We start from the raw sequence: 22,222 nt of genomic DNA on the forward strand, positions 1-22,222 counted from the left end.
ACACCCTCTACTTTCCGGTCGAGGCGGCGCGGGGCAGCTCGGAGACCATCGTGCCGAAGATGATCATCCGCTCGGCGGCGGAGTACTTCGGGTGGCAGGTGGTCAGCGTGATCCGCTTTTCGGTCGGCCGCTTCTTCGGGTGGCCCGGGACGGGCGCGGTCACCTCGACGGCCGACGGCTTGACGATCTCGCGGCCGGTGACCCGGTAGGTGAACTGCCGGTCGCGGGTGTCGATGAGGATCTTGTCGCCGGCGCGGAGTTCGCCGAGCCGGTTGAAGGGGGCGGAGTAGGTCGTCCGGTGGCCGGAGACGACGAAGTTGCCGATCTCGCCCGGCATCGCGCTGCCGGGGTAGTGGCCGGGGCCCTTGCGCAGGTCGGCGGGGTCGACGCCCTCGATGATCACGTAGTGGTAGCCGTCGCCGAACCGCGGGATGCGGATCATGGCGAGGCCCCTGCCGAGCCGCACCTTCTCGGTGGTGACCTTCGGCGCCTTCCAGGTGTCCAGCAGCTCGCGGCCGAGGCGGTCCTGCTGGGCCCGGGTGTACTGGCCCGTCCCCCACAGCTCGTAGGTCACGAACAGCATCAGGATCAGCCCGGCGGTGATGCACAGCTCGCCCAGGCCGCGGATGACCATCCGCACCGCGCGTCCCCCCCTCCGTCGACGATTCCGCCCGCTCCCCCGCGCTAGGGACCGCCGTCGTCCTCGGGCACCGCGGCGTGGTTCATGGTGACGTTCGCGGTGTAGGCGGGCAGGGCGGCGCGGTCCAGGGTGTGGACCGCGTACCCGAGCCCGTACGCCTGGACGTACTTGCGGTACGTCCCGATCACGGGGGAGGCGTCGAGCGCGGCCCGCAGCCGGTCCGGGTCCCCGACGGCGGTGATCCGGAACGGCGGCGAGTACACGACTCCCTGGAGGATCAGCGTATTGCCCACGCACCGCACCGCGCTCGTCGAGATCACCCGCTGGTCCATGATCTGCATCGCCCGCGCCCCGCCCGCCCAGAGCGCGTTCACGACGGCCTGGACGTCGCTCTGGTGGACGACGAGGTCGTCGGGACGGGCACCATGGGGCAGATCACCCGATCTGGGCAGCGGGGCGTCGTCCAGCGACACGCGGACGGCGGGCCCGGTGACCGCCGTGAACCCCGAGCGGGCGGCGAGCCGGTCGGCCTCGCCCTGCGCCTGCTTCACGCGCGCGTCGTGCCGGCCGGCCTCGCGGGAGATCGCGTCCACCTCGCGGCGCAGCCGGCGGTACTCCTCGCGCTCCCGGCGGGCACGGCGCTGATCTGCGGAGATGAGGTCGGTGATGCGGGTGCGGCCCTCGTCGCGCAGGCTCGTGCCGCGGGCCGTGCTCGCGCTCGCCGCGAACAGGGTTCCCGCGACAAGCGTGATAGCTGGGATGATGCTTCCCCAAGCCGAACGCCGTACGCTGCTCACCAGCGACTACGCTAACCGACAAAACACCCATGCGCGGTCCGGCGCTCCGGCCGCCGGACGCCCGAGGAGATCGATCCCACCGTGGCCAAGTCCAAAGTGCGCAAGAAGGCTGTTTACACGCCCCCGCAGAAGTCCAAGGCGCCCGAGGTCAGCCCCCGCTGGCTGGTCCCCACGATGGTCGGCCTCTGGCTGGTCGGCCTCGCCTGGATCGCGGTCTTCTACGTGACGGCGAGCACGAACACCGACGTCCCGTTCATGACCGATCTGCACAACTGGAACCTGGGGATCGGCTTCACCGCCATCATCCTCGGCGTGGTGCTCTCGACCCGCTGGCGCTGACCGCCCGCGCCGTCCCGCCAGGGTGACCGCGCCGGTGCCGCCCCGCTCCCATGGCCGCCGGTCCGCGTTACCCACATTGACGTCGAGCGAATCCACGAGAGTTATCCACAGACTGGGGATCTCCCACCCCGGCTATCCCCAGGTTTTCCACAGGCGCGGAGCCGAGCTCGGCCCGAAAGGCCCGGTATCGACCGCCACGGCCGGAAACGGCCGGGGCGGCGATCCCCGGAAGGCTACAGGGCCGAGCTCAGTTCCGCGGTCTTGACCAGCACGAGCGCCGTGAGCAGCGCCAGCACGACCAGCGGCGCCCCGATGTGCACCAGGCTCCGCCGCGCGGCGGGCGCGTAGGCCATCGCCGCGGCCAGCGCGCCGCCGGTGACCAGGCCGCCGATGTGCCCCTCCCAGGAGATGTCGGGCACCGAGAACGTGATCACCAGGTTGATGACCAGCAGGAACACGATGGGCCCGACCTGCCCGCCGAGCCGGCGGCCGATCACGAAGTAGGCCCCGAACAGGCCGAAGATCGCGCCGGACGCGCCGACCGCCGAGTTCCCCGGGTCGACCAGGTACAGCAGCACCGACCCGCCGAGCCCCGACAGCATGTACAGGGCCAGGTAGCGCCAGCGTCCGAGCACCTGCTCCAGCGCCGGGCCGATCGCCCACAGCGCCCACATGTTGAACACGATGTGGGCGATGCCGAACGACCCGCCGCGCTGGTGCAGGAACATCGAGGTGACCAGCCGGTACCACTCGCCCTCGGACACCCCGATGGTGTCGCCGTTGATCAGCGTCGCCTGGCCGATCATCATGTAGTCGGCGATGAACCGCCAGGACGACAGCTCGACCAGGTAGGCGAGCACGCACAGGCCGATCAGCGAGTACGTGACCACCGGCACCGCCGACGCCGCCCCCGGGACGCCCAGCGGCGTCACCGGCCGGGCTCGCCGCACCCCGCGGTTCCCGTCCGCCACGCACTCCACGCACTGGTGCCCGACCGCCGCGTCCCGCATGCACTCGGGGCAGATGTAGCGGTCGCACCGCGTGCAGCGGACGTAGGTCTCCCGCCCCGGATGCCGGTAGCAGGTCGGCACCGAGGTCTCGGGTTTGGGTTCTGTGCTCATGTGGGGGCTCCGTGGGGCCGGGACAGGGTCCTACCCTGTAGGACGATTAACGCCGCTCGATCGTCACCGTCTTGATGGCGACGTCGTCCTTCGGGCGGTTGCCGCCGCCGGTCGGGACCTGCCCGATGCGGTCGACGACGTCGGTGCCCTCGATCACCTTGCCGAAGATCGTGTGCCGTCCGGTGAGGTGCTGGGTCGCGGCGACGTTGGTGGTGATGAAGAACTGCGAGCCGTTGGTGCCGGGCCCGGCGTTCGCCATCGCCAGCAGGTAGGGCTTGTTGAACTTCAGGTCGGGGTGGAACTCGTCCTTGAACTCGTAGCCGGGGCCGCCGGTCCCGGTGCCGAGCGGGTCCCCGCCCTGGATCATGAACCCGTCGATGACCCGGTGGAAGATCGTCCCGTTGTAGAGCGGGTCCTCGGTCTTGCGACCCGTGCGCGGGTCGGTCCAGACGCGGGTGCCCTCCGCCAGTTCGGTGAAGTTCGCCACGGTCTCGGGTGCCTGCTCCGGGTAGAGCTGGATCACGATCTTGCCGAGCGTCGTGTCGAGCGTCGCGAAGATCTCGTTGGCCACGCTGGCCGCCTCCTCGTGAGAGTTGGATGGTCTGTCGATCCCGGACACGCATGAATTACTCACGCGAGGTAATCAATCAATCACTCTCGCGTGGTTTACCTTCCCGACGATGGGAAGGGTGCTGAACAGGACCTCGCAGAAAGGGAGGTTAGCGTGTCCCTAATGATCAGTACCCGCCGGAAGCCGCGGGAGCAAGTCCGCACGCGGCTGGGCCGGACGCAGGAGGCGGCCCGGCACGGCGCGGAGATCGCCCTGCGGCGGGCCTCCGTGACGGCCGACCGGATCAGACCGGTCGCCGCCGAACGCGTCCTCGTCGCCCGCGGCTGGGGCGCGCCCCGGATCAGGCGTGCGGCCCAGTACGTGGAGACGGGCCTCGCCCCGCGGGTGAGCTCGTTCCTGAGCGGCGTGGCCCACCGTGTCGAGCCGCCGGGCCGTGACCGGCCCCGGCGCGGCGCCGTCGTGGCGCTGGTGGGAGCCGTCGCCGCCGTCGGCGTGGCGGGCGCGGTGGTGACCCGCCGCAGCGTCACCGGCGGATCGGACGACGCGTCGGAGGAGGCCACCTCGGCCGACTCCATGACCGTCTCCGGCGCGGACGTCGACGAGCGCGCGTCCTCGCGGCGCTGACGCGACCCGTGGAGGGCCCGGCCGACCCGGCCGGGCCCTCCGCTGCGTCACGACAGGCCGGACTCCACCAGCCGGGCGATCACGTAGCCGATCGCCTGCTGGACGAACTGCTCGGCCAGCCACACCAGCGCGCGCCTCCACTCGCCGTCCTCGACCTCGCGCACGAGGATCTCCCCTTGGCCGTCGGCCATGACCGTGCCCCCTTCTCGTGGTCGTGGGAGCACCGTCGGCCGCCCGCCGTCCCGGGCACATGGGCCGGACGCCTCGTCCGGCCGCGTGGCCCACCGGGGCGTCAGCCCTGGGTCGGCTGCCCCACACGGTCCTCAAGAGGCAGGACGACGCGCAGGCGCGACCCGGTGGCGGGGTGGGTGACGATGTCGAGGGTCCCGCCGAGTTCCCGGGCGCGCTCCCGCATCGACCCCAGGCCGACGCCGCCGGACCCGGTGAAGTCGGGGATCCCGACGCCGTCGTCGGTGATCGTGAGGACGAGCGCGCGGTCGGTGGCGCTGAGCCTGACGGCCGCGTGGACGGCGCGGGCGTGCCGGGCGATGTTGGCCAGGGCCTCGGCGGCGATGCGGTAGACGGCGCTCTCGACCCCCGGCGGCTGCGGCGGCAGCGGATCGGGGACGCGCTCGAACTCGATGCGCAGGCCCGGCGCCGACAGCCGGTCCACGAGTTGGGCGAGCGCCTCGGTCAGCCCGTGCTCGGCCAGCACGATCGGGCTCAACCCGCGCGCGACCCGCCGGACCTCCTCGACGGCCTGGCTGATGATGGCCGCCGCCTCCTCGATCTCCTCGGCGAGCGTCGCGGACGGGGCGGCGCCCGCGTTGTCCAGCCGGAGGCAGGCGGCGGCCAGCAGCGGTCCGAGGCCGTCGTGCAGGTCCCGCCGCAGCCGGTCGCGCTCCTCCGCCTGGGCCCGCACCAGGCGCTGCCGGGCGGCCTCCAGGTCCTCCTGGAGGCCGAGCCCGGCGACGGCCGGGGCGCCCTGGTCGGCGAGCAGCCGCAGCAGGGTCGCGTCCCGCTCGTCCAGGCCCCGGTCGCCGGCGCGCGGGGCGACGGTGAGGTGGCCGACGATCTCGCCCTGGTGGCGCATGCCGAAGGAGTGCGCGGCGATCCCGGGCTCGCCGACCCGGGCGAGCTCGCGCGGACCCGAGCCGGTGACGACGGTGAGCGCGGCGGCCGGCAGACCGAGGTCCTCGACGGCGCTGCGGCACAGGTGCCAGGGCACCCGCTGCGGATCGGGCGCCTGGCTCAGCCTGGCGGCCAGCGCCTGGACCGCCTCGTGGGGCAGCGCCCGGGGGCCGTAGAAGAAGCGGTCGACGCCGCGCGCCATCCGCCGGATCGCCAGGGGCAGCACCACCCCGGCCAGCAGCGCGAGCACGGCGATGGCCACCGCGCCGGGGCGGTCGGCGCGCGGGACCGTCCGCGCGAGCGCGGCGACGCCGGCGGCCGCCGCCAGCACCAGGCCCGCCGACAGCACGAACATGACGGCGATGTGCCGGGCGGTGCGGTCGATGTGCCACATGCGGTCGCGGATGACCGTGCCCCCCAGCGCGACCAGCCAGATCATGCCGGAGACGGCCGACAGCCCGGCGGTGTAGGGCAGCAGCGTGAGATCGACGGCGAAGCTCAGCTCGCGCAGGAGCTCCGCCGAGATCATCGTCACCGCCGTCGGCGGGTAGATCGCCGCGAGGATCGCCATGCGGCGGCGTGCGGGCTCGGGCGCCGCGCGGGCGCGGGCGGACAGCACCGCGACGCACGCCGCCACCGTGGGCACTTCGAGGCACCAGGTGGCGGGCAGCAGGACCGAGACCCCGGGCGGCCACCACGCGAGCGCGATCGCGCAGGCCCGCGCGAGCAGGTTGGCCGCGAACAGCGTCCGCCACCGCCAGGAGCCGATCCGTCCGAGCGGCAACCACAGCGGCACCATGATCAGCACGATCTGGTAGGTCGCCGACAGCCCGCTGAACACCAGGACGACGGCCCCGGCGCCCACGCCGTCGATGCCGTCCCTGACGCTCACGAACCCGTCGTCCAGCAGGGCCAGGACCGGCGCCGAGCCCCCGCCGAGCAGCAGCGCCCAGCCGAGGCTCCCGGCGACGCGGCGGGCGAGGATCAGGAACCCGCAGAGCGCGGCGAGCAGGCCCACCATGACCTGGGCGATCGAGTCGACGAGCGCCGCCGCGGGATGGCCGTCCGGGCCGACCGAGGCGAGCCGTCCCCGGAGCATGCACCCGTCGATCCAGGTCGTCTCGACCACCCACGCGCACAGGAGCAGGAAGCACAGGGTGAGGACGCCCGCCGCCCAGGCGATCTCGGTCCTCTCCCGCCGGATCCCGAACATTCCCCTCCCCGATCACTACACACGGTGATTAGATAGGCACGATACGCATGACGAGCGGGGTGTGAGCCGATGGACGGACGATCCGGTCGGGTCAGGGTGCTGGTGGTCGACGACCACCCGCTGTTCCGCGAGGGGTTGACCGCCGCCGTGACCCTGGCACCGGAGTTCGCGCTGGTCGGCCAGGCGTCCACGGGCGAGGAGGCGATCACGGCGGTGGCCGCGCTCGCGCCCGACCTGGTGCTGATGGACCTCGGCCTGCCCGGCACGTCGGGGATCGAGGCGACCCGGCGCATCACCGCCGACCACCCCGGGACGCACGTGCTGGTGATCACGATGTCGGAGGACGACGACAGCCTGCTGGCCGCGATCCGCGCCGGCGCCCTCGGTTACGTCCTCAAGGGCGCGCGCCGCGACGAGGTGCTGCACGCGCTGCGCGTCGCGGCGCGCGGAGGCGCGGTGTTCAGCCCGGGTATGGCCGCGCGGCTCGCCGCCCTGGTCCAGGGGCCGGCGACCGCGCCGGCCCGGCGGGCGTTCCCGTCGCTGACGCCCCGCGAACTGGAGGTGCTCGACCTGCTGGCGCGCGGGGCGACCTACCGGCAGATCGCCGCGCGGCTGGTGGTGTCGGACAAGACCGTCCGCAACCATGTCGGAGCGATCTTCACCAAGCTCCAGGTGAACGATCGCGCGGGCGCGATCGTCCGGGCCCGGGACGCGGGTCTCGGCGCGTCCCGGTGCTGATCCGGTGCGGTTCCCGGCGACTCGGTTTCTACTAACCGGTACGGTGAGCGCCATGGCACCGAATCCCCGCGCGCCGCGGCGGACGCTGGCGGACCGCGTGCGGCGGCGGGCGCGCCAGGGCGTGCACACGGCCGTCCACAACGCGTGGGGGTGGGTGCAGCGGCACGGCGAGATCACGCCGCAGACGCCGGGGCGCCGCAGGTTCGCCTACCTGGGCGAGGGCGCGTGCATCGGCTTCCCGGTCGGGGCGGTGTACGGCGAGCCGTGGATCTCGATCGGCGACCACACGCTGGTCGGGACGCATGTGACGATCTCCGCCGGGTTCGTCCCCGGCCTCGACCTCGGCCCCGACGTGATCGTGCGGATCGGCGGGAGCTGCTCGATCGGACGCGGCACCCACATCGTCGGGCACCAGTCGATCGAGATCGGCGACGACGTCTTCACCGGCCCCAACGTGTACATCACCGACCAGAACCACACCTACGGGGACCTGGAAACCCCGATCGGACGGCAGTGGCCCGAGAACAACCCGGTCGTGATCGGGGACGGCTGCTGGATCGGCACCGGCGCGATCATCCTGCCCGGCACCCGGCTCGGCCGGAACGTCGCGGTCGCGGGCGGCGCCGTCGTCCGGGGCGAGTTCCCCGACCACGCGGTCATCGGCGGGGTGCCCGCGAAGATCCTGCGCAGCCACGGGGAGGGCGGCTGGCAGCCGCCGCTGCGCACCGCCGGCCCCGTCATGTCGCTGGACGAGCTCGCCGCGCTGTCGGTGGACGGGATCGGCGGCCTCCAGATCCTCCAGGACAGGCTCCGCGAGGAGGCCGGCTAGCCCACCGCGTCACGGGGTGACGATCGGGAAGTCGGGTTCGGCGCCGTCCAGGACGGCGAGCAGCCGCCGCAGCGCCCCCGCGTCCCCGGTGCTGGTGATGCCCTCGGCGCTCCTCCCCGTGATCAGCCCGAACAGCTGCGGGCGGGTGAGCCCGAGCGTCAGGTCGGCGGCGCCGGCCCCGCCGGTCGCGCGCCGGTGGATGAGGACGCCGTTCTCCAGCGTCATCCGGTGGCGCTCGCGGGTGTCGGTGAAGTCCCAGTCGATGGTCAGGCGCTCGTCCCATGCCTTGGGCCCGTTCACCCTGATCGCCATCGAGTCGAAGACCTGCTCGACGCTCAGCCCGGCGGCCATGCCCGCCGCGATGCCGAACGGAACCGATCGCACCCCCTCGCGCAGCTCCAGCGCGCCGGTCAGGAAGAAGTTGCGCCAGGTGCCGCACTCGGCGCCCTCGCCGAGCCGCCGGTAGACCTCCGCGAGGCCGGTCCTGGCGTCGGTGTTGCCGGGGTCGGCGAAGACCACGTGGTCGAACAGCGTCGCGGCGAACCGCAGATCGCCCTGGCCCGCGTACTCCCGGGCCATCGCCATCACCTTGGACGCGCCGCCCATGCACTCCACGTACCGCTTGGAGTTCTCGACCGGCGGATGCTCCCAGAGGTGCGCGGGGTTGCCGTCGAACCACCCCATGTACCGCTGGTAGATCGCTTTGACGTTGTGGCTGACGGAGCCGTAGTAGCCGCGGGCGTGCCAGGCGTTCGCCAGCGCGGGCGGCAGGTCCATCATCTCGGCGATCTCGACGCCGGTGTACCCCTGGTTGAGCAGGCGCAGCGTCTGGTCGTGCAGGTAGGCGTACAGGTCCCGCTGCTGCGACAGGAACGCGACGATGTCGTCGTGCCCCCAGGTCGGCCAGTGGTGCGACGCGAACGCCACGTCTGTGTCGCCCGCGAACAGCGTGATCGCCTCGTCCAGGTACCGCGACCACACCCGGGCGTCGCGGACGAGCGCGCCGCGCAGCGTCAGCAGGTTGTGCAGGTTGTGCGTGGCGTTCTCCGCCATGCACAGCGCCCGCTGCTTCGGGAAGTGGAAGTTCATCTCGGCGGGCGCCTCGGTGCCGGGCGTCAACTGGAACACGATTCGGACGCCGTCCAGCACCTCCTCCTGCCCGGTGCTGGCGATCTCCCTGTTCGGCGGGATCAGCGAGACCCGTCCGGAGGAGGCGGTCTGCCCGAGCCCGGTGCCGATCATCCCGGCCGGGCTCCGCTCCAGCAGGACGCCGGTGTGGTAGACGCCGCGCCTGGCCATCGCCGTCCCCGCGTACACGTTCTCCGAGACGGCCTGCTCCAGGAAGCCCCGCGGCGCGAGGATCGGCACCCCGCCGGGGTTGCCGGGCTCGACGACGCCCTCGGCGCCGCCGAAGTGGTCGACGTGGGAGTGGGTGTAGACCAGGCCGGTGACCGGCCGGTCGCCGCGGTGCTCGCGGTACAGCGCCAGCGCGGCCGCGGCGGTCTCGACCGACACCAGCGGGTCGATGACGATCACCCCGCGGTCGCCCTCGACCAGCGTCATGTTCGACAGGTCCAGGCCGCGCACCTGGTAGACGCCGCCGGTCACCTCGTAGAGGCCCTGCTTGGCGCACAGCTGCGACTGCCGCCACAGCGACGGGTTCGCAGTGCTCGGGCACGGGCCGTCCAGGAAGGCGTACACCTCGTCGTCCCACACGACGCGGCCGTCGGCGTCCCGCACCACCCCGGGCGTCAGGGACGCGACGAAGCCCCGCTCGGCGTTCTCGAAGTCCGTCCGGTCAGCGAAGGCGAGATCCCCCATACCCGGCACATGTCCGGCGGCGGGCCGCCGCAAAGTCGCCGGAGGGCAAAGACTCGCGCCCCGGGGCCGGGAAATGCGCGATCTCGGTCAGGGGCGAGGCCCCCGACCGAGATCGCACTGCACACCCTCTGTGCAAGCCTCAAAGGCCAGTAAAAGAATACAGACTCAGTTGGAGCGCGCGGTGCGCCGATCGCCACCTTCGCGGCGGTTTCCGCCGTCGCGGCGGTTTCCGCCGTAGGAGCCTCCGCGCCGGTTCCCGTGCGACGAACCGCCCGTGCGGGGCCCGCCGCCGCGGCGCTCGCCGCCGCCGAAGGACCCCCGGTGCTCGCCGTGACCGCCGCCCTCGGAGGACGAGGAGTCCTGGCGGTCGAACGAGCGCGGGGCGCGCCCGTTGTAGCCCCGGCGGCGTCCGCCGCCGCCCTGCCGGCCGCGGCCGCCCTCGCGGCGCGGGCGGTCGGGGATGAGCGGGCCCTCGATCGGGATGCCGGACGGCTCGCGCGCACCGGTCAGCTTCACGAGCTCGGCGTCGCCGGTGCTCACCTTGACGCGGGGCGCGTTGATCCCGGCCCGGCGCGTCATGGCGGACGTGGAGCGCACCTGGTGCGGCAGGACGAGCGTGACGACGGTGCCGCGCTCCCCGGCCCGCGCGGTGCGTCCGGCGCGGTGCATGTAGTCCTTGTGGTCGGCGGGCGGGTCGACGTGCATGACGAGCGTCACGTCGTCCACGTGGATGCCGCGGGCGGCCACGTCGGTGGCGACGAGCACGCTGATCGTGCCCTCGCGGAACTCGGCGAGCGTGCGGGTGCGCAGCCCCTGGCTCTTGCCGCCGTGCAGGCCCGCCGCGCGCACGCCCACCTGGACGAGCTGCTTGGCGAGCCGGTCGACGCCGTGCTTGGTGCGGGCGAACAGGATCGTCCGGCCCTCGCGGTTGGCGATCTCGGCGGTGATGGCGCTCTTCTCCTTGGGCGCCACCAGCAGGAGGTGGTGCTCCATGGTGTCGACCGACTCGTCCACCGGGCCGATGGCGTGGGTGACCGGGTCCTGGAGGTAGCGCCGGACGAGGACGTCGACGTCCTTGTCGAGGGTCGCGGAGAACAGCAGCCGCTGCCCGCCGGGCCGCGCCTGGTCGAGGATGTCGGTGACGTCGGGCAGGAAGCCCATGTCGGCCATGTGGTCGGCCTCGTCCAGCACGGCGATCTCGATGTCGGACAGGTCGCACGCGCCCTGCCGCATCAGGTCCTTCAGCCGGCCGGGCGTGGCGACCAGGACCTCGACGCCCCGGCGCAGCGCGTCGATCTGCTTGAACATCGAGGTCTGGCCGATGACGGTCTTGAAGCGCAGCCCGACGCCGCGGCCGAGCGGCTCCAGGTTGGTCTGCACCTGCTGGGCCAGCTCGCGGGTCGGGACGAGGATCAGCGCCAGCGGGCGCTTGGGCGCGGCCTTGCGGCCGGCGAGGCGGGCGAGCAGCGGCAGTCCGAAGGCGAGGGTCTTGCCGGAGCCGGTCTTGCCGCGGCCGAGGACGTCGCGTCCGGCCATGACGTCGGGGATCGCGGCGGCCTGGATGGGGAACGGGGCCTCGATGCCCTGACGGGTCAGGGCGGACACCAACGCCGGCGGGAGGCCGAGTTCGGCGAAGGAGGGAACCCGCTCGGCCTCGCCGTCGCCCGTGGTCGCGGGCGTCGGCAGGTCGGCAGACGGGTTCTGAGCAGCGGCAGCTGTGGTCACGCAATACCTTCCGAGAGGGGGGCACGTCTCGGGAGGCACCACGATGAGTGATCGGTGGGCTGCAAGGACGAGCCTGACGCCAGGGAGCGTCGAAGAGTGATTCATTAAGTCTAACGTCGTCCGGGTACCTCCTTATGCCCCGTCCCGGACGACTCTCTTCAGTTCAGGCCCCTCTTCGACCGCTGCCGTCCCGTTCTCCCGCCGCGGGCGGGCGCGGCGGGGACCGGCCGCGGCGGCTCAGCAGTCGCAGGCGACACCGTCCAGCGGCGCGGTCAGCGGGTCCGGGCAACGGCGCGTGACCGTTCCGCCGCCGTCCTCGACCGGGAGGCCCTCGCGCGCCCAGTACTCGAATCCGCCGGCCATCTCCTTGACCCGGCGGCCGAGCCGGGCGAGGGCCAGCGCGGCCTTCACGGCGCCGTTGCACGCGGGCCCCCAGCAGTAGACGACGACGGTCGCCCCCGGCGGCAGCTCCCCGGCGCGCTCGGCGATCTCGGCCGCCGGCAGGTGGACGGCACCGGCGACGTGCCCCTGCTCCCAGCTCTCGACGCTCCGCGTGTCGACGACCACGACGCCGCTCGCGCCGGACGCGAGGTGCGCGGCGACGTCGGAGACGTCCGTCTCGACGGCCAGCCGGGCGGCGAAGTGCCGGACCGCCTCGGGGGCGTCGGCGGCCGGAACGGCGGTGACCGGTGAAGTCGTGCTCATCTCTTCCTCTCCGTCGGTGTCGGCTCCGATCCTGCGGGACGCCGCGTCCGGCCAGAAGTGGCACGATCGCCGATTAGCATCAATATCCCGCCACCCCATCGAAAGGACGCGGGCTCTTGGCAGAGCGCCACACCGTCTCCGTGCTGATGTTCGACGGCATGGCGCCGTTCGAGCTCGGCTCGGTCGTCGAGGTCTTCGAGCGGCCGCGTCCCGACCTGGACATGCCCTGGTACGACCTGCGGGTCTGCTCGCTGGAGCGCGGTCCGATGCGGGCGCTCGGCGGGTTCACGATGACCACCGAGCACGACCTCGGCGCGTTCGCCTCCGCCGACACCGTGATGGTCGTCGCGGTGCCCGATGTCCGCGCCGACCCCGCGCCCGAGGTCGTCGAGGCGCTCCGGGAGGCGCACCGGCGCGGCGCCCGCGTCGTGTCGATCTGCTCGGGCGCGTTCGCGCTCGCCGCCGCGGGCCTGCTGGACGGACGCGAGGCCACCACCCACTGGCGGTACGCGGACCTCCTCCAGCGCCGCTACCCGAAGGTCCGCGTGACACCGGACGTCCTCTATGTGGACGGCGACGACGTCCTCACCGGGGCGGGCAGTGCCGCGGGGCTCGACATCTGCCTGCACCTCGTCCGCAAGGACCACGGCGCGCGCGTCGCCAACACGGTGGCGCGGCGGCTGGTCGTCCCGCCGCACCGCGAGGGCGGGCAGGCCCAGTTCGTCGAGGCCGCCGTGACCGCCCCGGCGGCGGACGACGCCGTCGGCCGCGCCATGGCCTGGGCGCTCGCGCACCTCGCCGAGCCGATCACCGTGGCCGCGCTCGCGCGCGAGGCGTGCCTGGCCCCCCGCACCTTCATCCGCCACTTCAGCCGGCAGACCGGCACGAGCCCGCTCCGCTGGGTCGTCACCCAGCGGATCATGGCCGCGCTGCCGCTGCTGGAGGACGGCGTCCTGCCCATCGAGGAGATCGGCGCGGCGGTGGGCTTCGACAGCCCGATGACCTTCCGGCACCATTTCGGCCGCGCGATGAAGACCTCGCCGTCGGCCTACCGGCGCGCCTTCAGGGCCGCGGTGCCCTGACGTCCTCCGCTGACGGGGTCCGAACGGCACGGGCCCCCGTTGAGACCATGCCGTACGGCAGCAGGAGGCGCCAGGAACCGCCCCTTTGATCGTCCCGGCCCCCGGCCCGGACCCGGATCACCTTCAGGAGCCGTGTCCGTCCTCCCCCGCACGTAGCACGTCACCCTCCGTCCACCGCCGGAGCTTCTCGGGGTTGCGCACGGCCCAGATCCGCCTGATCCGGTCGTCCGCGATCTCGAACGCGAACACGGTCACGACGACGCCGTCCTTCTCCGCGACCAGGCCGGGCTGGCCGTTGACGGTCCGCTCCAGCAGCCTCAGGTCCGCGAGCCTGTCGGCGAGGTCGATGATGCCGCCCGCGAGCCGCTCGGCGCCTTCGTGCGGACCGGCGACCAGCGTGGCGAGCCCGCCGCTGTCGCCGGTCGCCGTGGCGTCCGGGTCGAGGAGACCGATCAGGGCGTCGATGTCCTTGGCCTCCCACGCCCGCTTGAAGTCCCTGACGACGGCGGACTGCCTGGCGGCCGTGGGCGGCGGCGTCCGCGCCTCCCGGACGCGCCGCCGGGCCGACGATGCAAGTTTCCGGCAGGCCGCCGGGGTGCGGCCGACGATGTCGGCGACCTCCGCGAACGGGTACCGGAAGACGTCGTGCAGGATGAAGGCGACGCGTTCGGCCGGGGTCATCGACTCCAGCACGACCAGGAACGCCATGTTGACCGACTCGTCCAGCGTGACGCGGTCGGCCGGGTCGCCCTCGGCGACCTCGGGCAGCGGCTCGGGAATCCAGTCGCCGACGTACCTCTCCCGCCGCGCCCGCGCCGACCCGAGCAGGTTCAGGCAGATCCGTCCGGCCACCTTGGTCAGCCACGCGCCGGGCACCTCGATGGCCTCCCGTTGCTCGGGCGACAGCGTGTACCAGCGCGCATAGGTCTCCTGCACGGCGTCCTCGGCCTCGGCGAGCGAGCCGAGCAGCCGGTAGGCGAGGTTGAGCAGCTGCCGCCGCTCACTCATGATCACGTTCAGGCCCGGGTCGGTCATGGTGCCCCCTCGGTCGCGTCCTCACCACTCCGACAAGGCGGCACCCCGAAACGTGACCGCCTCACATCCGGGACGCCTGTGTTGTCGGACTGTCGAGACACAGGAAAGAAGACCCCGCATGCCGGCGATCGAGGACGACACCAGATCACGCCTGCCCGACGACGCTGCGCGACACCGTCCGCAAGGGCCCGGTCCCGCAGCGCACCCTCACCCTGATGATGCTGCGCGGCGCGCACATCGTCGGAAGCACCTACCACGCGATCATGCTGACCCAGGCCCTCCGCAAGGAGGGGGAGACCGAGCAGCACATCACCGCCGTCGCGACCTGGCAGGACGCCCCTACTTCACCGACGCCGAACGGGTCGCACTGGAGCTGGTGGAGGCCGTCGGTGAACGCGTCTCCGACGAACGGTTCGCCAGGGCCTCCGCGCTCTACAGCGACGAGGAGACCCGGATGCTCACCCTGACCAAAAGAACTACAACAAGTAACGCGGTTCCCCCAACCACCGGGGGAGCCCACGAAACCCATCACCGGGTGGCCGAACCAAGCAGATCCCACCGGTTACCGGCGATATCGAGGAAAACGGCGACTCGTCCATAGGGCTCCGTACGCGGCGGGGTCACGAACTCAACCCCGGCCGCCACCATGCGTTCGTAGACGGCGTCGAACTCATCCACCCGGAGAAAGAACCCAACACGCCCGGCGACCTGGTTACCAACGGCGCACGCTTGCCGCTCGCCGTCCGCACGGGCCAGCAGGACGCCGGTCTCACCGCCCGGCGGCCGCACCACGACCCACCGCTTCGGCCGCCCGTCGTCGGTCAGCGCCGCCGAGTCCTCGACCAGGTCGAACCCTAGCGCCCCAACGAAGAACCCGATCGCCTGGTCGTAGTCGTCCACGACAATCGTGATCAGATCAAGTCGCACCCGCGCAACCCTAACCAGGCACCTGCTCCCTCAAGAGCCCCGACCATAAGGACGCATGTCTGCCATGCGTAGGCTGCTCGGCATGACGGAGGCCCTGTGACCCTTGCTCGCAAGGGATCCCGACGAATCGCCGTCGAAGGGACCGAGTTTCGCTGGAAGGTCCGTGGCCGCCCCACATACTGCCAGGGGATGGGATGATCTCCGCTGTCCTTTGTCGTAGAAGCCGCGGAGTCACCCGGCGCGCTGCTAGTCGTCTCGCTGCCCTGCGCGCATCCGAGCAACTGGCTGGGGAAGCCGTCCGGCGTGGTCCTTCCCCGGACGGTCTCGATAGCAATCCGCACCGCACTGGACGAAGGTTGGCAACCCACATCCCCCGGCCCACCGACCACACTCACCCTGAGCGATTCTGATCAACAACCCCCCTCCCAGGACTCCTGCTTGCGGCCTTCCCTCTGACTTGGTTGTGTGGCGGTATGCCCGCTGTGGAAGACGCGCACCTTCGATGGATCTCACGTTTGGTGAAGGGGGAGGTCATCAACGGGGAGACAGGCGTCAGGCTTCACGGTGGCCCTTTCGATAGCAGGACTCCGATAATTCGCCTGGACGAGGAGGGTCATCCACCGGAGTGCTTCCGAGCTCGTCAAGGCGACGGCCCTTGGCATCTCTACGAACGTGCTCCTGACGCCGATGTCTCTTCTGGATGGGTGTACCGGTACGTGGGGGCCGAGCTGGCCGAACATGACGACCAAGGCAGCGGCGCGACCCCGAGCTGACGGCTAGCCGGCGAGCGAGCTCGGCCACGCAGCGATGCACGGCCGCCTCTCGATCCGAAACGGCTGAATTCGGCAAGAGGCCGCTTCATCACATGTCTCACCAACAAGCGGAGCTACACGCTGCGAACTCTCGCAAGAGCTATGAGTGCAACCTGGGGATCGGACAGTTCGTAGACCTCACCTTGTTGCGAGCCCTCGCAGGGGCGATGAGGACCAGGCGGCCCTTGATTGGTTGGAGCTGTCATGACGTACAGTTGCGAACCCTTGTAGAGGCGATGAGGCCCCATAGTAAAGCCGCTGGCTGGATGCCGCCTGTGCGGCCGTACATGGAGCGCGTTTGCAGCAAGCCTCCGGTCGTGCACGAGCTCTCGGCGTGTCGCTGAAACGAGCAAGTGCAGGGAAGATTTCTCACCGAGGATGATGGGCTTGTCCGGTGAGTCGGTTGATCTCTTCGAGGGCGAGCGGCCAGGGGTAGGTGTCGAAGCGGGTGCCGCCGGTGCCGGGGTCGTGGGGGTCGACTTCGTCGGGGCCGAAGAGGATGCGGATGCCTTCCGCTTGGAGGGTGTCGATGCTGCGTTGCAGCGGGGTTCGGGCTGCTAGGGCGGTGTTGATGAAGGGGAGGGCCACCACGGGGATGCCCAGTCCTGGGGCTTCGGCGAGGAGTCCTAGGGCGTAGGTGTCGGCTATGCCGTTGGCCCATTTGTTGAGGGTGTTGTAGGTGGCGGGGGCCACGATCATGGCGTCGGCTCTGGGGGAGCGGGGCTCGTGTGGTTTGCGGTACCGGCTTTGGACGGGGCGGCCGGTCTGGCCTTCGAGGGCGTGGGCGTCGATGAAGTCCAGCGCGCTGGGGGTGGCGATGATCTGGACGTCCCAGTCTCCTTGTTGGGCGAGCGTGACGAGTTTTCCGACGTCGGCGGCGGGGCCTGCCGCGCACACGATGATGTAGAGGACGCGGCGGCGACCCTCGGTGGACTCGGTCATTGGTGCACCCCGTTCTCTGTCGTGGATCGCGGCTCCGGCGTCGCCGAGATGTTGATAACGCGGGCGATGGATCCGACGGTCGTGACGTCTTGGCTGTCGCGGCCTGCATGCGGCGCCCAGGCGAGTCCCTGGTGGTCGTGGGCGCAGGATGCTCGCGGCGACGTGGTGGGCCTCGGACGAGAGTGCTTCGGGCTGGAGGCGGCCGTCTCGCTTGGAGGGCGGAGAATTGGTGACGACCCAGAATGAAGAAAGCCCGGAAGCGACCGGGGAGCGGAGGGGTGGGAGTCCGGGTCGGAGTTGTTGTTCTGACCTGGGCTTCTTGGTGGGTGGAGCCTAGGGGATTCGAACCCCTGACACCCGGCTTGCAAAGCCGATCATGAGCATGATCGCTGACCTGCCGCTTCGCTGACCTGCGGCGGCGCGTCCATCTCCCCGTGAGCGACCGACGCTCCCCGCTGATCGCCGTCCAATCGGGCACGCAACGGGCACAGTCCTACGAGAGTGGAGGGCCGGTGCCGAGGAGGCTTACCACCTTCGGCACCGGCGCAAGCGACGCTCCCAGCTCCTGATCCCTTCTGCTCTCCATGAGGCACGGCGCCCGCCCTACTGATCAAACCGTCACATCGATCAGTAGTTGGTGGATGCCCGCCGGGGATAGCCCCGCCGAACCAGGATCAGAGGGATGGCCAGGTCACTAGGAGCGTGGCGTGGTTGACCTGCCGGATGGAACACAGTTCACTGTCAACTGGTACTCCCTTCAGGAGTGTCGATTAGCCCGTCCCCCCGGATCGGTTGGGCCCCAAACGGGGGTGACGGGCTCTCTCATGCTCTGGCAGGCATCAGTGTTCAGTAGCTGGGCCCAGAATCGCGGACAACACGCCGACGATCCCGGACATTCATAACCTTGGCTATTACTGCAGGTATTATTTTTAAGGTGGCCACGTGCTGTAGGGGTACCTCCGAACAGGGGTCACGCAAGCACGCCCCCTAAGCGCTTAGGAGTGCGGCGTAGCCGCTCGTCCTACCCCCACCTTCCGAACCACGCGCCTGACTGCACGAGCGAACGGCGCTCCGGAGTGCTCATTCGCGCGAACGGCGAGAAGCCGTGACAGAGCTTGGCGCGCGAATGAGTGCTCCGGCTCCAGGAGGGGTCTGGGGAACCACGGGGTTCCCCAGTCGCGCACGCTCAATGTGGAGACAGCAACCGTCGCCTACGTGAGCGGGGTGCCGTCCAATGCCGTAGGCACCCGTAGGGCGAGCAACGCGAGTTGGCCGGCGGCACGCGCCCGTCAACTGCAAGCGGCGGCGCGCCCCCGTGACCGGCGGTCAGCCGACGAGCAGGCCCGGCCACGCGCCGATGCGCGGCCCGGCGCGCGCGGTCGGGGACCGGCGCCAACGCCGCACGCCCCGGCCGCGCGGGCGGCGGGCCGCGCCAACGGCGCGAGCGCCGCCGCCCCTTGATGCCAAACAGCCCAATTCGGCAAGAGACCGCAGCAGTCAGATCGCGCCCTGCCGGTTGTCGAGTGTTGCGAACTTTCGTAGGGGCGATGAGGACCCGCACACCGCCACCACTCGCGCGGACCTGCCGTTGCGAACCCTCGTAGGGGCGATGAGGACCGATGGAGGCCGCCAACAGCCTGCGGTTCAGTTCGTTGCGAACCCTCGTAGGGGCGATGAGGACCCCATGGTAAAGCCGCTGGCTGGATACCACTTGTGCGGCCGTACATGAAGCGCGTTTTCAGCAAGCCTCCGGTCGTGCACGACCCCCGGCGTGTCGCTGAAACGATCAAGTGTAGAAAAGGTCCTCACTGAGGATGGTGGGCTTGCCCTGTAAGTAGGTTGATCTCTTCGAGGGCGAGCGGCCAGGGGTAGGTGTCGAAGCGGCTGCCGCCGGTGCCGGGGTCGTGGGGCTCGAATTCGCCGGGGCCGAAGAGGACGCGGACGCCTTCCGCTTGGAGTGCGCCGATGCTGCGTTGCAGCGGGGTTCGGGCTGCTAGGGCGGTGTTAACGAACGGAAGGGCTACGACGGGGATGCCTAGGCCGGGGGCTTCGGCGAGGAGTCCTAGAGCGTAGGTGTCGGCTATGCCGTTGGCCCATTTGTTGAGAGTGTTGTAGGTGGCGGGGGCGACGATCATGGCGTCGGCTCTGGGGGAGCGGGGTTCGTCGGGTTTGCGGTACTGGCTGCGGACGGGGCGGCCGGTCTGGGTTTCGAGGGCTAGGGCGTCGATGAAGTCCAGGGCGCTGGGGGTGGCGATGATCTGGACGTCCCAGTCTCGTTGGTGGGCGAGCGTGACAAGCTTGCCGACGTCGGCGGCGGGGCCTGCTGCGCACACGATGATGTAGAGGACGCGGCGGTGTCCTTCGGCGGGCTCGGTCATAGGCGCACCCCGATTTCTGTCGTGAACTCCTGGAGTTGTCGCTTGATGCTCGGCGGGGCTGTGGCCATGAGGTCGCGCAGTGTGCGGTGGACGGCGGGGCGGGCCGAGATCTCCTCGGGGGCGAGCTGGTGGGCGAAGCGGAGGACGTCGTATGCCTTCTCGTGCTTGCCCCACTGGGTGAGCGCGCGGGAGGTGTCGATGAGAAGCGTTGCTTTGCGCTCGGTCAAAGGGACATGGTTCAGGTCGATGGTGCGGGCTTCCTGGATCGCGGCTCCGGCGTCGCCGAGTTGGAGGGCGATGTTGACGCGGTGAAGCTGGACGTTGGTGGGGCCGAACGCGGTCCAGCGGTGGTTGTGGTCGCCGCCGAGTTCGTGGCCTGCGGCTTGGGCCTCGTCCAGGAGGGTGGCGGCGGTGTGGCGGTCGGAGCGTTGGCCTGCGGCGACGGCTCCGCGTAGGAGTAGCGCGCCGTAGACGGACAGGAAGTCGGGGGTGCGGTGTTCGGTGTCGTGGTCGATGCGTTCGGCGTAGCTGCTCGCGGTCTTGGTGGCGGCGCCGTGGTGGCCGTCGTTCATCAGGGCGTGGGTGATGATGCGGGCGCTGGAACCGATGATCGTGAGGTCTTGGCTGTTGCGCGCGGCCTGCATGCTGCGGTCGGCGGCGACCCAAGCGAGTCCCTGGTGATCGAGTTTGAGCAGGATGCTCGCGGCGACATGGTGGGCTTCGGCCGAGAGCGCTTCGGCCTGGAGGCGGGCGTCTCCCTCGTAGGTGGCGCAAGCGAGCCGTAGATCTGCCAGGAGGGCGGGCAGAGATCTGGTGACGGCTGAGTACTTGGTGGCCTGGTAGTTGCGTTTGGCGGCGGCAACGGCAGCGTCCAGGCGGGCCATGCTGAGAGTCGCTGGGGAAGCGCTGTCACCGATCCCGGGATAACCCGCCAGGGCGGCGGCGAACGCCTCGACGCCTTCTAGGGGCGCGCCGTCCGATGGCAGATCGCCGAGGATCGTGCTGAACAAGCTGGCTCCGGCGACCTTGCCGAAGGTTCTGCGGTGCAAGGGGTTCCCTCCCTGGACGTCAGGATCTACGTCCAGGGAATCCGGGAACGGGAGCGGGGCCAAGTCCGCGGGCGTATCCCGTGGTGTGATGACCGTCGCTGACGATACGGCGAAGGTGCGCGGGGCCAGGCCAAGGGTCATGCGGGCGGCGTCGGGCATCTGGAGGCCGTCGGCGATGCGCTCGAAGACCTCCAGCGTGAGGACTTGTCGGCCGCCTGGCTTCATGGTCTCGCTGACCTTGCCCTGGGACATGCCGCATGCGATGGCGATTTGGGTCTGGCTGGCGCCGGTGTACTGGCGCACCAAGTGGAAGACGGTTCTGATGTCGCGAGAGGTCAGGGCGTCGGTCATCTGCGGGCGTCGCCACAGTGAGTCCGGGATGACGATCGGGTCTGACGCCCGTCCCGACATCGGGTCTCCCTCCCCGTGAGCTGTCATCGCTGAGCGTATATCCCGTCGCGGGATACCGCCTGGGAATGGGTGTCGTGCGCGACTTGGCCGACCTTGGTCTACATGACACAGCAGCAGGGAACCGACGGGCCTCGTGCCGCTCGTGCGGCGGCCGTGGCTGGACCTCCGACGTTGGATCGCGGTAGCTCGCCGATCGGGTTGGAGGTAGCGAGTGAAGAAAATGAACCGACCAAGTGCGTGAAATGTGAGGGGCGCGGGTGGGTCTGGGTATCGCCCATGGCTGACGTGCTGACCGTGCGGCGTAGCTCCAGGCGTGGGCCGGACCGCTGGCGGGAGACCTGCACCGTGTGCCGCAAGGGCGATCAGGCCGAGGTGGCGTAACCCAAAGAGCTGCGGGATCGGTGGCGGAGTGTGGGCGGCCGTGGTTGAGCCGATCTTTCCCCCGTGTCGGCCTGGCTGGGGAAACGGCATGCCCCCCGCTACCGGTCCCGCGTCCAGGAGGTGAACGGGCGTGGGTGGTTCGATGTGTCGCGAGTGCGATGGGGCCTGGCGTGGGGCGGCTCGCGCCCTGGTCGACCTGATGGAAGAACGCGGCTTTCAGAGCGTGATCATGGGGCATGGCGCCGTGGTCGTCTGGAACTCGGCTGCAGAACCCGACTACTACCCCGAGACGCCGGATGGCCCCGGTGAGCTGCGGGGTCCTGCGCTGTGGCAGGAGGTGCGGACGGGGCGCCGGGCAGACGGTGGTCTGTGGTGGTTCTGGGTCTGGCCCGGGGCGTATGGGGAGCCGCCGGAGCTGGAACCGCTGTGTCCGGCCGAGGACGTTGTGACGGCGGCCGATCGACTGGCGAAAGTCCTGGCGGTGCCGTTTGCTGAGGCGTCACCCGGGGCCTCATGATGGGCTACTCCTGGGAGTTCAACGTCTCGGAAGATGGGGTCTGGGTTCCAGCCGGCCCCAAGCCTGTCCAGGCGCGGCAGGCGGTGCGAAGTCCCGAAGGGGACTACGGAACACACGTGGTCTGGTACGGGAAGCACACTGGTTCGTGGTGGGCGCTGGTGTGGCTGCGGCGGGGGCCTCGTCTGCTGGAGGCCGTCAGCGCCGGGCAGCTTCAGGAAGCGCTTTGGCAGGCGGAGACCTGGCCGTGGCCTCGTGCGGGATACCGCCAGCTCGGGCCCTAGTGGAGGTGTGACAGCGTAGGGGGCCACATGGTTTGCTGGTGCTCTCGTGTTGTCGAGTGGTTGGCAGGCTGTGATGGTGGATGACTCCATGTACGCCCCCAAGTACGTCCGGATCATGGAGACGCTCCGCGCCCGGATCAAGGACGGGACCTA

General features: G+C 70.7%; 22 protein-coding genes. 8 read left to right on the forward strand and 14 right to left on the reverse strand.

Annotated elements, in window-relative coordinates:
- Nucleotides 1–7: 7 nt before the first annotated feature.
- Nucleotides 8–634: a class E sortase gene (locus GNZ18_RS32215; RefSeq protein WP_156220448.1), complete on the reverse strand. Its 627-nt coding sequence runs from the start codon at nt 632–634 to the stop codon at nt 8–10.
- A 50-nt stretch (nt 635–684) separates the two neighbouring features.
- Nucleotides 685–1,437 (reverse strand): DUF881 domain-containing protein, encoded by a 753-nt coding sequence (locus GNZ18_RS32220; protein WP_214615739.1) that lies wholly within the window; start codon nt 1,435–1,437, stop codon nt 685–687.
- Nucleotides 1,438–1,518: 81 nt separating this feature from the next.
- On the opposite strand from GNZ18_RS32220, the gene GNZ18_RS32225 reads away from it, so the two are divergent.
- Nucleotides 1,519–1,776, forward strand: a complete 258-nt coding sequence (locus tag GNZ18_RS32225; protein ID WP_214615738.1) for a cell division protein CrgA — start codon at nt 1,519–1,521, stop codon at nt 1,774–1,776.
- A gap of 233 nt (nt 1,777–2,009) precedes the next feature.
- On the opposite strand, the gene GNZ18_RS32230 is transcribed toward GNZ18_RS32225, so the two are convergent.
- Together GNZ18_RS32230 and GNZ18_RS32235 are read right to left on the reverse strand one after the other, a co-directional pair.
- Nucleotides 2,010–2,897, reverse strand: a complete 888-nt coding sequence (locus GNZ18_RS32230) for a rhomboid family intramembrane serine protease (protein ID WP_156220395.1) — start codon at nt 2,895–2,897, stop codon at nt 2,010–2,012.
- Nucleotides 2,898–2,943: 46 nt separating this feature from the next.
- Entirely contained in the window at nt 2,944–3,468 is a 525-nt protein-coding gene (locus GNZ18_RS32235) for a peptidylprolyl isomerase (protein WP_214615737.1), read from the reverse strand.
- Between the two features lie 162 nt (nt 3,469–3,630).
- Here GNZ18_RS32235 and GNZ18_RS32240 point away from each other — a divergent pair, with 162 nt between their 5' ends.
- On the forward strand, nt 3,631–4,092 hold the full coding sequence (locus GNZ18_RS32240; RefSeq protein WP_156220396.1) for a hypothetical protein: 462 nt from the start codon (nt 3,631–3,633) through the stop codon (nt 4,090–4,092).
- Nucleotides 4,093–4,139: 47 nt separating this feature from the next.
- Here the strand turns inward: GNZ18_RS32240 and GNZ18_RS32245 are convergent, their stop codons facing one another.
- Both GNZ18_RS32245 and GNZ18_RS32250 read right to left on the reverse strand, forming a co-directional pair.
- Nucleotides 4,140–4,283, reverse strand: a complete 144-nt coding sequence (locus GNZ18_RS32245) for a hypothetical protein (protein WP_156220397.1) — start codon at nt 4,281–4,283, stop codon at nt 4,140–4,142.
- A 101-nt stretch (nt 4,284–4,384) separates the two neighbouring features.
- Entirely contained in the window at nt 4,385–6,436 is a 2,052-nt protein-coding gene (locus GNZ18_RS32250; RefSeq protein ID WP_156220398.1) for a sensor histidine kinase, read from the reverse strand.
- 69 nt (nt 6,437–6,505) lie between these two features.
- Here GNZ18_RS32250 and GNZ18_RS32255 point away from each other — a divergent pair, with 69 nt between their 5' ends.
- Complete coding sequence (locus tag GNZ18_RS32255; protein ID WP_156220399.1) at nt 6,506–7,174, forward strand: response regulator; 669 nt, start codon at nt 6,506–6,508, stop codon at nt 7,172–7,174.
- A gap of 52 nt (nt 7,175–7,226) precedes the next feature.
- Nucleotides 7,227–8,003: an acyltransferase gene (locus tag GNZ18_RS32260; protein ID WP_156220400.1), complete on the forward strand. Its 777-nt coding sequence runs from the start codon at nt 7,227–7,229 to the stop codon at nt 8,001–8,003.
- A gap of 9 nt (nt 8,004–8,012) precedes the next feature.
- Here GNZ18_RS32260 and GNZ18_RS32265 read toward each other — a convergent pair whose 3' ends face one another.
- From GNZ18_RS32265 to GNZ18_RS32275, 3 genes are all read right to left on the reverse strand, one after another.
- Entirely contained in the window at nt 8,013–9,824 is a 1,812-nt protein-coding gene (locus GNZ18_RS32265) for an alkyl/aryl-sulfatase (RefSeq protein ID WP_156220401.1), read from the reverse strand.
- 165 nt (nt 9,825–9,989) lie between these two features.
- The gene (locus GNZ18_RS32270; protein ID WP_374225409.1) at nt 9,990–11,549 is read right to left on the reverse strand and encodes a DEAD/DEAH box helicase; all 1,560 of its coding nucleotides are present in this window, start codon (nt 11,547–11,549) and stop codon (nt 9,990–9,992) included.
- A gap of 237 nt (nt 11,550–11,786) precedes the next feature.
- On the reverse strand, nt 11,787–12,254 hold the full coding sequence (locus GNZ18_RS32275; protein ID WP_156220402.1) for a rhodanese-like domain-containing protein: 468 nt from the start codon (nt 12,252–12,254) through the stop codon (nt 11,787–11,789).
- 116 nt (nt 12,255–12,370) lie between these two features.
- On the opposite strand from GNZ18_RS32275, the gene GNZ18_RS32280 reads away from it, so the two are divergent.
- Entirely contained in the window at nt 12,371–13,336 is a 966-nt protein-coding gene (locus GNZ18_RS32280; protein WP_281378193.1) for a helix-turn-helix domain-containing protein, read from the forward strand.
- A 123-nt stretch (nt 13,337–13,459) separates the two neighbouring features.
- Here GNZ18_RS32280 and sigJ read toward each other — a convergent pair whose 3' ends face one another.
- Nucleotides 13,460–14,371: an RNA polymerase sigma factor SigJ gene (gene sigJ / locus GNZ18_RS32285; RefSeq protein WP_156220403.1), complete on the reverse strand. Its 912-nt coding sequence runs from the start codon at nt 14,369–14,371 to the stop codon at nt 13,460–13,462.
- A 164-nt stretch (nt 14,372–14,535) separates the two neighbouring features.
- Between sigJ and GNZ18_RS44125 the strand changes: the two genes are divergently transcribed.
- The gene (locus GNZ18_RS44125) at nt 14,536–14,838 is read left to right on the forward strand and encodes a carboxymuconolactone decarboxylase family protein (protein ID WP_376766291.1); all 303 of its coding nucleotides are present in this window, start codon (nt 14,536–14,538) and stop codon (nt 14,836–14,838) included.
- A gap of 61 nt (nt 14,839–14,899) precedes the next feature.
- Here GNZ18_RS44125 and GNZ18_RS32295 read toward each other — a convergent pair whose 3' ends face one another.
- On the reverse strand, nt 14,900–15,298 hold the full coding sequence (locus GNZ18_RS32295; RefSeq protein ID WP_312874873.1) for a VOC family protein: 399 nt from the start codon (nt 15,296–15,298) through the stop codon (nt 14,900–14,902).
- Nucleotides 15,299–15,771: 473 nt separating this feature from the next.
- Between GNZ18_RS32295 and GNZ18_RS44250 the strand changes: the two genes are divergently transcribed.
- Entirely contained in the window at nt 15,772–16,071 is a 300-nt protein-coding gene (locus tag GNZ18_RS44250) for a DUF8847 domain-containing protein (RefSeq protein WP_512698847.1), read from the forward strand.
- Nucleotides 16,072–16,479: 408 nt separating this feature from the next.
- On the opposite strand, the gene GNZ18_RS32300 is transcribed toward GNZ18_RS44250, so the two are convergent.
- The 3 genes from GNZ18_RS32300 to GNZ18_RS32310 form a co-directional block, all read right to left on the reverse strand.
- Nucleotides 16,480–17,052, reverse strand: a complete 573-nt coding sequence (locus GNZ18_RS32300) for a flavoprotein (RefSeq protein ID WP_156220405.1) — start codon at nt 17,050–17,052, stop codon at nt 16,480–16,482.
- Between the two features lie 1,805 nt (nt 17,053–18,857).
- Entirely contained in the window at nt 18,858–19,430 is a 573-nt protein-coding gene (locus GNZ18_RS32305) for a flavoprotein (RefSeq protein ID WP_156220406.1), read from the reverse strand.
- Nucleotides 19,427–20,830 (reverse strand): helix-turn-helix domain-containing protein, encoded by a 1,404-nt coding sequence (locus GNZ18_RS32310; protein WP_246250802.1) that lies wholly within the window; start codon nt 20,828–20,830, stop codon nt 19,427–19,429. Before GNZ18_RS32310 ends, GNZ18_RS32305 begins: the two co-directional genes overlap by 4 nt.
- Nucleotides 20,831–21,401: 571 nt before the next feature.
- Between GNZ18_RS32310 and GNZ18_RS32315 the strand changes: the two genes are divergently transcribed.
- Nucleotides 21,402–21,788, forward strand: coding sequence for a hypothetical protein (locus GNZ18_RS32315; protein WP_156220407.1), 387 nt, complete (start codon nt 21,402–21,404; stop codon nt 21,786–21,788).
- The last annotated feature ends 434 nt before the right edge of the window (nt 21,789–22,222 follow it).

It is taken from the genome of Actinomadura litoris, from assembly GCF_009733595.1.
In the GTDB taxonomy this organism is placed as follows: Bacteria; Actinomycetota; Actinomycetes; order Streptosporangiales; family Streptosporangiaceae; genus Spirillospora; species Spirillospora litoris.